This is a genomic window from Bifidobacterium platyrrhinorum (genome assembly GCF_010667645.1).
Lineage (GTDB): Bacteria > Actinomycetota > Actinomycetes > Actinomycetales > Bifidobacteriaceae > Bifidobacterium > Bifidobacterium platyrrhinorum.
Window position 1 is genome coordinate 158,776 of the sequence record NZ_WHZV01000005.1, and the last position, 10,108, is coordinate 168,883.

General features: G+C 67.0%; 11 protein-coding genes and 1 pseudogene. 2 read left to right on the forward strand and 10 right to left on the reverse strand.

Going from position 1 to position 10,108, the window contains the following annotated elements; translation table 11 throughout:
- Nucleotides 1–90 precede the first annotated feature (90 nt).
- The 8 genes and pseudogenes from GFD21_RS11460 to pyrB form a co-directional block, all read right to left on the reverse strand.
- Nucleotides 91–192 (reverse strand): annotated as a pseudogene (locus tag GFD21_RS11460) (zinc-ribbon domain-containing protein); the annotation flags it as partial.
- Between the two features lie 150 nt (nucleotides 193–342).
- Nucleotides 343–1,044: an orotate phosphoribosyltransferase gene (gene pyrE, locus GFD21_RS07235; protein ID WP_163197300.1), complete on the reverse strand. Its 702-nt coding sequence runs from the start codon at nucleotides 1,042–1,044 to the stop codon at nucleotides 343–345.
- Nucleotides 1,045–1,083: 39 nt separating this feature from the next.
- Nucleotides 1,084–2,055 (reverse strand): dihydroorotate dehydrogenase, encoded by a 972-nt coding sequence (locus tag GFD21_RS07240; protein ID WP_163197301.1) that lies wholly within the window; start codon nucleotides 2,053–2,055, stop codon nucleotides 1,084–1,086.
- Nucleotides 2,043–2,870, reverse strand: a complete 828-nt coding sequence (locus GFD21_RS07245) for a dihydroorotate dehydrogenase electron transfer subunit (RefSeq protein WP_163197302.1) — start codon at nucleotides 2,868–2,870, stop codon at nucleotides 2,043–2,045. The genes GFD21_RS07240 and GFD21_RS07245 overlap by 13 nt, the downstream gene beginning before the upstream one ends.
- A 72-nt stretch (nucleotides 2,871–2,942) precedes the next feature.
- Nucleotides 2,943–3,890: an orotidine-5'-phosphate decarboxylase gene (pyrF, locus tag GFD21_RS07250; RefSeq protein ID WP_163197303.1), complete on the reverse strand. Its 948-nt coding sequence runs from the start codon at nucleotides 3,888–3,890 to the stop codon at nucleotides 2,943–2,945.
- Nucleotides 3,891–3,911: 21 nt separating this feature from the next.
- A complete protein-coding gene (locus GFD21_RS07255; protein ID WP_163197304.1) occupies nucleotides 3,912–5,360 on the reverse strand; it encodes a dihydroorotase in 1,449 nt (482 codons plus the stop codon).
- A gap of 9 nt (nucleotides 5,361–5,369) precedes the next feature.
- Nucleotides 5,370–5,804 (reverse strand): aspartate carbamoyltransferase regulatory subunit, encoded by a 435-nt coding sequence (locus GFD21_RS07260; RefSeq protein WP_163197305.1) that lies wholly within the window; start codon nucleotides 5,802–5,804, stop codon nucleotides 5,370–5,372.
- Nucleotides 5,804–6,766: an aspartate carbamoyltransferase gene (pyrB, locus tag GFD21_RS07265; protein ID WP_101622685.1), complete on the reverse strand. Its 963-nt coding sequence runs from the start codon at nucleotides 6,764–6,766 to the stop codon at nucleotides 5,804–5,806. The genes GFD21_RS07260 and pyrB overlap by 1 nt, the downstream gene beginning before the upstream one ends.
- Before the next feature lie 208 nt (nucleotides 6,767–6,974).
- Here pyrB and GFD21_RS07270 point away from each other — a divergent pair, with 208 nt between their 5' ends.
- Complete coding sequence (locus GFD21_RS07270; protein ID WP_163197306.1) at nucleotides 6,975–7,739, forward strand: MurR/RpiR family transcriptional regulator; 765 nt, start codon at nucleotides 6,975–6,977, stop codon at nucleotides 7,737–7,739.
- On the opposite strand, the gene GFD21_RS11340 is transcribed toward GFD21_RS07270, so the two are convergent.
- Together GFD21_RS11340 and GFD21_RS07280 are read right to left on the reverse strand one after the other, a co-directional pair.
- Nucleotides 7,690–8,319 carry a sugar O-acetyltransferase gene (locus tag GFD21_RS11340; RefSeq protein ID WP_163197307.1) on the reverse strand — a complete coding sequence of 210 codons (630 nt, stop codon included), beginning with the start codon at nucleotides 8,317–8,319 and terminating at the stop codon, nucleotides 7,690–7,692. The two genes, GFD21_RS07270 and GFD21_RS11340, sit on opposite strands and share 50 nt — an antisense overlap.
- 10 nt (nucleotides 8,320–8,329) lie before the next feature.
- Entirely contained in the window at nucleotides 8,330–8,959 is a 630-nt protein-coding gene (locus GFD21_RS07280; protein ID WP_225431718.1) for a sugar O-acetyltransferase, read from the reverse strand.
- Between the two features lie 332 nt (nucleotides 8,960–9,291).
- Here GFD21_RS07280 and GFD21_RS07285 point away from each other — a divergent pair, with 332 nt between their 5' ends.
- A complete protein-coding gene (locus GFD21_RS07285) occupies nucleotides 9,292–9,933 on the forward strand; it encodes an alpha/beta hydrolase (RefSeq protein WP_163197308.1) in 642 nt (213 codons plus the stop codon).
- Nucleotides 9,934–10,108 lie beyond the last annotated feature (175 nt).

The window sequence follows — 10,108 nt, forward strand, 5'->3', positions numbered from 1 at the left end:
CGTCGGCATTGTGACGGGGGCTTGAGGAACCGCCGCCGGCGCGGGGGCGACGCCGTCGACGACCGTCGCGCCCCAATCCTCCCGTTCATGACCGCAGTTCTGGCAGAACCGGTCGTCGTCGCCCAACCTTGCGCCGCATTCCGAACAGTATCGCATCCCCGTCTCCTCGCTCCCTTGGCTCTCCCCTTCCATGGTACCTCGCGGAGCGTGTCATACGCCCGGTTACGGCGATGGGGCGGGTGCATGACGCACCCGCCCCATCGAATCACGACTCCGGATCACGGCACTATGCCAGGGAACCCTTGCCGGAAGGCATCACGCCCTACCGGGGGTTCCGCCGTTTCACGCGCCGTAGCGTTCGAGGTACGCGTCGGCCGCGGCCTTGATGGCGTCGGTCACGTACGGTTCGCCGGAATCGGTGAGGATCGAACGCCCCGCCTCGAAGATCTCGCGCACGTTCGCGATGGCGAACACGGGGAAGCCGAACTCGGCCTCGACGGCCTTCACCGCGGACAGGTCGGAATCCTTGGTCTTCTCCATGCGGTCGACGGACAGCACGAGACCGACGACCTCGACGTCCGCCTCGGCCTTGAGCTTCGGGATGACCTCGCGCACGGCGGTGCCGGCGGTCATCACGTCGTCGACGAGCAGCACCTTCATGCCGTCCTTCAACTGGGTGCCGACCATCATGCCGCCGTCGCCGTGGTCCTTCTTCTCCTTGCGGTCGAACGTGTAGCCGACCTCCATGCCGTGGGCGGAGGTCAGGGCGATCGCGGTGGACACGCCCAGCGGGATGCCCTTGTACGCCGGTCCGAACACGGTGTCGATGTCCTTGGGCAGGTTGCCGGCCTCGATCTCGACGGCGATCTTCTCGGCGTAGAACGCGCCGAGCGTGGCGATCTTGCGGCCGTCGTCGAATGCGCCCGCGTTGATGAAGTACGGGGACTTGCGTCCGGACTTCAGCGTGAAGTCGCCGAACTTGAGCGCCTTGGATTCGAGCAGGAACTGCGTGAATCGGATGTCGAGCGATGCGTTGTCGGTCATGTCTTTTCCTTCCTTCGTTGCGGAATCGGCCAATGCGGCTCAGCGCCAGGTCTCGCCGGCGGCGAGTTTGGCGGCGAGTTCGGGGCGGTCGTCGAGCAGGTCGTCGAGCTCGCGGGCCACGCGCAGCGGCGCGACCGGATCGAACAGGGCCGCGGCCCCCACCTCGACGGCGTTCGCGCCCGCGTACAGGTATTCGAGCGCCTTCTCGCCGGAGTCGACGCCGCCGATGCCGATGATCGGGATGTCGGGCAGCACGGTGCGCGTGCGGTAGACGGCGACCAGGCCCATCGGCAGCACGGCCGGACCGGACACGCCGCCGGTCGTGTTCGCGATGATCGGCTCGCCGGTGCGGATGTTGATGCGCATGCCGAGCAGCGTGTTGATCATGCTCAGCGCGTCGGCGCCGTGCTCGACGGCGGCGCGCGCCGGCACGGTGATGTCGGTCACGTTCGGCGTGAGCTTGATGATCATCGGCTTGTCGGTCATCGGGCGCAGCTTGTCCATGAGCTTGGCGAGCGCGACCGGGTCGGTGCCGACGCTCATGCCGCCGTGCGTCACGTTCGGGCAGCTCACGTTGATCTCGAGCATGTCCGCGTCGGAGTCGGCGAGCTTGGCGACGACGGCCGCATAGTCGTCGTCGCAGTGGCCGGCCACGTTGGCCACGACCGTGGCGCCCGCCTTCTTGAGCTTGGGCAGGTCGTCCTCGAGATAATGGTCGACGCCCGGGTTCTGCAGGCCGACCGCGTTGATGTTGGATGCGGGCCCCTCGGCGGTGCGCGGCGACGGGTTGCCCTCCCACGGCACGGGCGAGCAGCCCTTGGTGGAGACGGCGCCCAGCTGGCTCACGTCGTAGAACCAGCGCACGGCCGCGTACTGGAAAGTGCCGGAGGCGGTGCCCACCGGGTTCTTCCACGTGACGCCCGCCACCTGGGTGGGGTGCTTCCACTCGTGCGCCTCGTACAGGTTGATATGGTCCGTATGCTTCGCGTCGGTCATCGTCACTTCCCCCATCCGAGCTGTTCGCGGGTGAACACCGGTCCGTCGGCGCACACCTTGAGTCGTCCGTCCACGGTGTCCACGGTGCACAGCACGCAGGTGCCGTAGCCGCAGCCCATGCGCTGCTCCATGCTCAGTTGGCAGGCGAGGTCGCGTTCCGCGGCCCATGCGGCGACGGCCTTCATCATCGGCAGCGGACCGCAGGACAGGATCACCGTGTCGAGGCCGTCGACGGTGAGACCGCCGTCCGCTTCGAGACGGTCGAGCAGGGTGATGACGTTGCCTTCCGACTCGTCGATGCTCACCGTCGCGTCGGCGAACGGCTCGACGAACCGGTCGGCGAAATGCTCGTTGCGGTAGCCGAACACGGCGGTGGTGCGCGTGGCCGGGTCGTCGGCGAGGCTCTGGGCCGTGTAGATGAGCGGCGGCACGCCGAGGCCGCCGGCGACGAGCACGTAGTGGGCGGCCGTCTTCGTGTTGAACGGCCGTCCCAGGGGACCGAGCACCTGGATCGTGTCGCCGGCCTCGAGCCGCGCGAATCCGGCGGTGCCCTTGCCGACGACGGCGAAGATGACGCTCACCTCGTCGTCATGCGTCTCGCTCACGCCGAACGGCCGGGGCATGGGCATCATCGGGTCGTCGGTGAAGATGTTGACGAACTGCGCGGGGCGCGCGTGCTCGGCGATGTACGGATCGCGGAAGGTCAGCCGGATGACGCCCGGCGTGAGTTCGGTGACGTCGGTGACGTCGACGGGATGGCGCGGCGGGAAGAACCCCGCGGCGACGGCCTCGTTCACCACGTCGTAGGTCGGGGTGAAGGTGGCGCTCATGATGCTCCTTACGTTGGTCGTTTCTGTGGTTGCGATGGTCGGGATGCGACGTCGGCTCCGCCGGCTTGGGGGCTACAGCACCGCGCGCAGGTCGTCGCGCATGGCCAGCGCGGCGTCGCGTGCGGTCTCGGCGACGAGCGCGAGCGCGTCGTCGCAGGACATGGACGCGTTCCAGCGACCGCTCCTCTTCCATGCGCCGATGATGCCGCGCGACGAGTTGACGATCGCGCCGGAACCGTCCGCGTCGAACATGCCGCGCACGTCGGCGGCGGTGCCGCCCTGCGCGCCGTATCCGGGCACGAGGAAGAAGGTGTGCGGCATGCGCGCGCGCAGCGCCCTGCCCTCCTCGGGATGGGTGGCGCCGACGACCGCGCCGACGCGCGAATAGCCGTGTCCGCCGATCGAGTCGGCGCCCCAGCCCTCGACGAGGTCGGCGACGTGCTCGTAGACCTTCGACCCGTCGGCGAGGTCGAGCATCTGCAGTTCGCTGGACGAGGGGTTGGAGGTGCGCACGAGCACGAACAGGTCCTTGTCGCTCTCCTTGGCGGCGTCGACGAACGGGGTGATGCCGTCGGTGCCGAGGTACGGGTTGACGGTCACCGCGTCCACCTTCCACGGATCGAACCCGCTCACGCCGGTGAGCATGCGCGCGTAGGCGGCGGCGGTGGAGCCGATGTCGCCGCGCTTGACGTCGGCGAGCACATACAGGCCGCGGCTGGCCGCGTATTCGCAGGTCATCGTGTACACGTCGACGCCGGCGGGGCCGAGCGCCTCGTACATGGCGATCTGCGGTTTGACGGCGGGCACGAGCCCGGCGATCGCGTCGATGATTGTGCGGTTGAATTCGAAGCAGGCGACGGCGAGCTGCGCGGCCGGCGCCTCGTCCGGGCTTTCGACCGAGTCGCGTACCTCATCGGCGAAACCGGCCGTCACCTGCGGCGGCACCAGCGCCTCGGTGGGGTCGAGTCCGACGACGCTCGGGTTCTGCGTCTCGTTGATCGCGTCGATCAGGCGGTCCATGCGTTTCCTTTCGTTGATGTCCTACAGGCGGCTGAACGCCATTTCGCCGCCGATGATGGTGGCGAGCGGGCGACCGGTCACGGCCCATCCGCCGAACGGGGTGTTGCGTGCCTTCGAGTGGAATGCCTCCGGGTCGACGGTCCAAGCGCGGGAGGTGTCGAGCACGACCAGGCCGATGCCTTCGGCATCCTTCACCGCGCCCAGGTCGAGCACGCGCTTGGCGTCCGGTTCGCGCGAGGCGTCGGTCTCGCGGTCGAGCAGCGCGGTCACGTCGGTGGCCTCGTGGCCCATGAGGCGCATCGGTTCGACGCTCATCAGTTCGATGAGCCGTTCGTCGGAGATGTAGCCGCCGTCGACGAGGGTCCTGTGGCAGACCCCGTACGCGCATTCGAGGCCGATGATGCCGTTGGGGGCGTCGAGGAACCCGCGTTCCTTCTCCTCCATGGTGTGCGGCGCGTGGTCGGTGGCGAGCAGGTCGACGGTGCCGTCGGCGACGGCCTCGCAGGTGGCCTTGCGGTCGGCTTCCGAACGCAGCGGCGGGTTCATCTTGGCGAGCGTGCCGTATTCGAGCAGCGCCTCGTCGCTCAGGGAGAGGTAGTGGGGCGCGGTCTCGCAGGTGACGGGCAGCCCTTCGGCCTTGGCGGCGCGGATCGCCTCGAAGCTGCCGGCGGTGCTCACATGCTGGAAGTGCACGTGCACACCGGTCTCGCGGGCCTTGGCGATGTCACGCGCGACGATCTTCAGCTCGGTGTCCTCGGGGATGCCGGGCACGCCGAGTTCGCGCGAGACCGGTCCCTCGTTCACCGCGCCCGTGTCGTGGTGTTCGCAATGCTCGATGAGCGGCAGTCCGGACTCCTTGGCGAGCGCGAACACCGCGTCGAGCGTCTCGGGGGTGACGGCCGAACCGTCGTCGCTGATCGCGGTGACCGGATGCGCGAGCTGGTCGGCGTCCTTCATGTCGTCGCCGACGCCGGGCATGTGGCGGCGCCAATGCTCCAGTTCGGTGGCCTCACGGCCGGCGCGGCCCTTGGACGCGCACACGCACAGGTCGTAGCGCACCGGCAGCGTCACGTCGTGGTCGGCCGCGTAATGCTGGAGGAAGTCGATGACGTCGTCGCGGCCCGTCGACAGCACCTCCCGCGCGCCGGGGGCGTCCGGATCGGCGATCGTCTCGCCGTCCATCGCGGGCACGGTGTTCGGCATGATGAGCACGTCGGTGTAGCCGCCGGAGGCCGACGCGGCGCAACCGGAGACCATCGACTCCTTGTAGGTCTGCCCGGGATCGCGGAAGTGCACGTGCGGGTCGGCGAATCCGGGGGCGAGCGTAAGACCGGTGGCGTCGATCTCGAGGGCGTCGAAGCCGGACGCGCCGGAACGCTCCCCCTCCAGCAGCGCATCGGCCGCCAGCGGCACCTTCACGTCGATGATCTCGTCGGTGTTCCATACCTTGATGTTGCGCAGCGTCGGCATGTCGGCTCCTTACAGTTTCGCTTCCTCGTCGCAGTAGTCGCAGCGGTACTCCTGGCGCTCCGAATGCGTCAGGTGGAACATCTGCTCGATGCCGCGTTCGGTGGTGGTCACGCAACGCGGGTTGCGGCAGGTGAGGATGTTCACCACGTGCTCGGGCAGCGTGGGCGTCTTCTTCTCGACGATCCTGCCGCCGCGCACGATGCCGACGGTCGCGGTGCGCGCGACGAGGCCGAGCACGTCGAGGTCGATGGACGGACCCTTCTTGCCGTCTTCGTCCTCGATCTTGATGATGTCCTTCGTGCCGTACAGATGGCTGTCGGTGTTCATGATGAGGGCGAGCTTGGTCTTCGCCGGGTTGATCTTCAGGTACTCGAGCACCTTCAGCGCGGTGCCGGCGGGCACGTGGTCGATGATGATGCCGTTCTGGATGCTGGTGACCTCCATCAGGCCTGGACCTCCTTGTTCTCGAACGGTTCGTAGCCGGGCAGCTCGTCGCCCATCACGGTGCTTTCGAGGGCCATGCGCATGAGCATGCCGTTCTTCACCTGCTCGAAGTAGGCGGCGCGCGGGTCGTCGTCGACCTCGACGGCGATCTCGTTGACGCGCGGCAACGGGTGCAGCACGGCCATGTGCTCTTTGGCCAGGGCGAGCTTGTCCTCGTCGAGGATGTACGTGTCGCGCAGGCGCAGGTAGTCGTCCTCGTTGAAGAAGCGCTCCTTCTGCACACGGGTCATGTACAGCACGTCGAGGTCGCCGATCACGGAGACCAGGTCCTTGACCTCCACGTAGGAGCAGGACGGGGTGGCGTCGATGCGGTCGAGCACGTACTGCGGGGTCTTGAGCTCGTCGGGGCTGATGAGCACGAAACGCACGTTGCCGAAGCGGCACAGCGTCTCGATGAGCGAGTGCACGGTGCGGCCGAACATGAGGTCGCCGCACAGGCCGACGGTCAGGTCGGTGACGCGGCCGAAACGCGACTGCAGGGTGGCGAGGTCGGCGAGCGTCTGCGTGGGGTGCATGTGGCCGCCGTCGCCCGCGTTGATGACAGGCACGGAGGCGGCGCGGGAGGCGACGAGCGCCGCGCCTTCCTTCGGGTGGCGGATCGCCACCACGTCCACGTAGTTGGACACGGTCTTCAGGGTGTCGGCGATGGATTCGCCCTTGGTGACGGAGGCGAGCTGCGCGCCGGCGAAGCCGATCACCTTGCCGCCGAGACGCAGCATCGCGGTCTCGAAGCTCAGACGCGTGCGGGTGGAGGGCTCGTAGAAGAGCGTGGCCAGCACCCTGCCGTCGCAGGCGTGCGCCACTTCCCTGCGGTGCGCATCGATGTACTGCGCCTTGTGCAGCAGATCGGTGATCTGGGGGATGGAAAGATCATCGAGCGAAATGACGCTCTTGCCAAGCATCGGCGTCTCCGCCGGTTCCTGTTCAGTTGACACGGCTCACCTTTCGTGCGTGAAACGGACAAGGTGGCCACTAGCGTGACCTATCCGACTATAGACCATTTCTCCGACGCACGCCGCACGACCCGTCCCCCCGCGCGTCACCCTCCGTTCACCTTGCGTGGGCGTGCGGAGGATCCTCCGCACGCCATACGCGCTACAGTACGTTTCCATGTTCACCTTCGAGCAGTTGGAACACTGCAACCGCACCGAGCTCGCGATCTGCCGGTTCGTCTCCGCGCATCCCGAGGCCGCGGCGTACATGTCCGTGCGCGAGCTGGCGGCGGCCACGTACGTCTCGCCGTCTACGGTGATGCGCTGGTGCGCGCGGATGGGATTCGACGGGTTCGACGCGTTCAGACGGGCCGCCCGCACCGCCGCCAAACGTCCGGAGCAGGGTCCCGTCCCGCAGGCCGATCTGGGCGAGTTGTCGTTGTTCTTCTCCCGCGCCGACTCCCCCGCGTTCGAGGCGATGCTCGGCGAGGCGGTTTCGTTGCTGGAGAAGGCCGACCCGATCGTCTTCATCGGCGAAGGGTCGTCCGGCACGATCGCCGACTACGGCGCGCGCCTGTTCGCGAATCTCGGCCTGTTCGCCATCGGGTTGACGGACGCGTTCTATCCGTCCGGGACGTTCGCCCGGCCGGGCATGGCGGTCGTCGCCGTGTCGGAGAGCGGAGAGACGCCGAAGCTGTTGGAGACGGTGGAGGGCTTCGCCTCGCGCGGCGCGAGGCTCCTCGCGCTGACGAACACGCCCGGCAGCACGCTGGCGGGGATGTGCGACTGGTCGTTCGCCGCCGGTCTCGCGTCTGAACGCGTCAACGGCGGCTACAACGCGACCAGCCAACTGCCAGCCGTGTTCGTCATCGAATCGTTGGCCCGCCGTCTCGTCAGGCCGCGCTCCGATCCGGGTCGGTCCGATCGGCCCCGTTCCCGTTGATCGGCCGCAGCACGCGGCACGGGTTGCCCACGGCGACCACGTCCGCGGGGATGTCGCGCGTGACGACCGAACCGGCGCCGATCACCGTCCCGTCGCCGATGGTGACGCCCGGCAGCACGATGACGCCGCCTCCCAGCCAGCAGCCACGCCCGATGCGGATCGGCCTGGCGTACGTGTTCCACCGGTAGTGCGCGTCGCCCGGCTTCCAGCCTTCCGCGAGCCGGTCCGCGAGCTCCACCGGATGCGTGGCCGTGTACAGCTGCACGTTCGATGCGATGAGCGTGTCCGATCCGATGTCGATCGTGTTGCAGTCGACGAACGTGCAGTTCATGTTGACGGACACGTTGCCGCCGATGCGGATGTTGCGCCCGTAGTCGCAGATGAACGGCAGACCGACGGACACGTTCTCGCCGATCGAGCCGAACAGCGATTCGAGGATCTCCCGTTTGCGCTCCTTCGCGTCGTACGGGAGCTGGTTGTATTCGGCGAGCAGCCGTCGCGCCGTGTTCTTGTAGTCGAGGAATACCGGATCGTGGCAGTCGTAGATCTCCCCCGCCATGCACTTGTCGAGTTCGTCCATCGTCCTCTCCTCACTCGGTCACATCGAGGCGGCGGTCGTGCCAATAGTATTCGCGGTCGTGTTCGCCGATCGGACGCACCACCTTGCACGGCACGCCCATGGCGACGACGCCCGCGGGAATGTCGCGCGTGACGACCGAACCGGCGCCGATCACGCTGTCGTCGCCGATGGTGACGCCCGGCAGGATGCTCACGTTGGAGCCGACCCACACGTTGCGTCCGATATGCACGGGCAGCGCGTACGTGTAGTGGTGTTCGCGCAGGATCGGCAGGATCGGGTGGCCCGCGGTGGCGATGGTAACCGACGGGCCGAACATCGCGTAGTCGCCGATCCATATCTCCGCATCGTCGACCATGCTCATGAACGCGTTGATGTAGATGCCCTTGCCGAGGTGCACGCGCCGGCATCCGTTGTTCGCATGCAATGGCGCCTCGATATGCACGCCTTCGCCGACCTCGGCGCACATCCCTTTGAGCAGTTCGGCACGGCGGTCCTGTTCGGTGGGTTTGGTCCGGTTGTACTCCCACAGCTTGTCCTGCCATGCGAGCTGTCCGTCCATGACGGCCGGGTCGTCGTAGTGGTACGGCAGTCCCGCGTCCTTGCGCGCCACGTTGTCCATCGTCTCCCGCGTATCGTCCATGCGTGTCCCTCGCCTTCCGTCCGATTCGCCGCGAAGCCGCGGCACGCCTCCTATGGTAGCGTTGCCATGGTTCACGGGGGCCTCCCGCCGGCCATCCGGTACGTTCCGTTCCGGATCGGGAACGGATGAACGCGCCCGCCGCCTTCGAATGCACGAAATCATCGGACAGGGTGACGAACCGCTACCTGCGCGTCGGTCCGGGATGGTGGAAGATCATCGGTCTGTGGTGACGACCGGGTTCCCTCTACACTGAAGACACTGAAGGAAAACGTGCGTCGCGTGTCACAGTTGGCATGCGACGCACGCCCATGCGAGACAGGGAGGGAACGATCATGCGCCTCAGTTCGGTGAACCGTATCGAAACCATCACGGCGGACGGCGACGGGAAGGCGGCCGACGACCGTCTGTTCGTCATGTTTCATGGCTACGGCAACGATGAGCGCGAGATGATCCGCGTCATCGAGGGCGTGTATGCGGGGACAGGACGGTCCCCAAGCTACCTGTCGTTCCATGGCACCTACGACCGCGACTACATGGGCGGCGCCTACTGGTATCCGGACGGGTGCGGTGTCGAGGAGCGACGCCGGGAGTGCTCGGAGGTGGGAGACGCGGTGGTCTCGCTGCTGGATTCTCCGATGTTCGCGTCCCGGCGGAAGATTCTCATCGGATTCTCGCAGGGCGGCTACATGTCCTACCGCATCGTGCGCGAACACCCCGGCGTGTTCGACGCGGCGATTCTGATGAGCCCCTCGTTCAAAGGCGAGGAGACGACGAATGGCGCAATGATCGCCGGCGATACACGTTTCCTGCTGCTCTACGGTTCCAAGGACCGTACGATTCCCCTCGACGACCAGCGCACGGCGCAACGCGTGCTCGAAGCGACCGGCCGTCTCGAAACCCATGAATACCCCGACATGGGCCACGCCATCAACGAGGCGGAGATCGAGGACATCCGAAAGTTCATTGAACTTTGAACTTCACCCAGTCCGGGTGTTCCGGTTTGTTTTGTGTTTGTGTGGGTATGGGTGGACCCCCGGGAGCTGTGCTCTACCGGGGGTCCAGTATGTTAATAGCGGCGACGTGCTACTCTCCCACGCCCTGTCGGGTGCAGTACCATCGCCGTGCAAGGCCTTAGCTTCCGGGTTCGGA

What these genes read in the sequence shown, in the direction of transcription:
- pyrE (WP_163197300.1), bottom strand. Translation starts at nt 1,044, where the DNA reads ATGACCGACAACGCATCGCTCGACATCCGATTCACGCAGTTCCTGCTC.
- GFD21_RS07240 (WP_163197301.1), bottom strand. Translation starts at nt 2,055, where the DNA reads ATGGGGGAAGTGACGATGACCGACGCGAAGCATACGGACCATATCAAC.
- GFD21_RS07245 (WP_163197302.1), bottom strand. Translation starts at nt 2,870, where the DNA reads ATGAGCGCCACCTTCACCCCGACCTACGACGTGGTGAACGAGGCCGTC.
- pyrF (WP_163197303.1), bottom strand. Translation starts at nt 3,890, where the DNA reads ATGGACCGCCTGATCGACGCGATCAACGAGACGCAGAACCCGAGCGTC.
- GFD21_RS07255 (WP_163197304.1), bottom strand. Translation starts at nt 5,360, where the DNA reads ATGCCGACGCTGCGCAACATCAAGGTATGGAACACCGACGAGATCATC.
- GFD21_RS07260 (WP_163197305.1), bottom strand. Translation starts at nt 5,804, where the DNA reads ATGGAGGTCACCAGCATCCAGAACGGCATCATCATCGACCACGTGCCC.
- pyrB (WP_101622685.1), bottom strand. Translation starts at nt 6,766, where the DNA reads ATGCTTGGCAAGAGCGTCATTTCGCTCGATGATCTTTCCATCCCCCAG.
- GFD21_RS07270 (WP_163197306.1), top strand. Translation starts at nt 6,975, where the DNA reads ATGTTCACCTTCGAGCAGTTGGAACACTGCAACCGCACCGAGCTCGCG.
- GFD21_RS11340 (WP_163197307.1), bottom strand. Translation starts at nt 8,319, where the DNA reads ATGGACGAACTCGACAAGTGCATGGCGGGGGAGATCTACGACTGCCAC.
- GFD21_RS07280 (WP_225431718.1), bottom strand. Translation starts at nt 8,959, where the DNA reads ATGGACGATACGCGGGAGACGATGGACAACGTGGCGCGCAAGGACGCG.
- GFD21_RS07285 (WP_163197308.1), top strand. Translation starts at nt 9,292, where the DNA reads ATGCGCCTCAGTTCGGTGAACCGTATCGAAACCATCACGGCGGACGGC.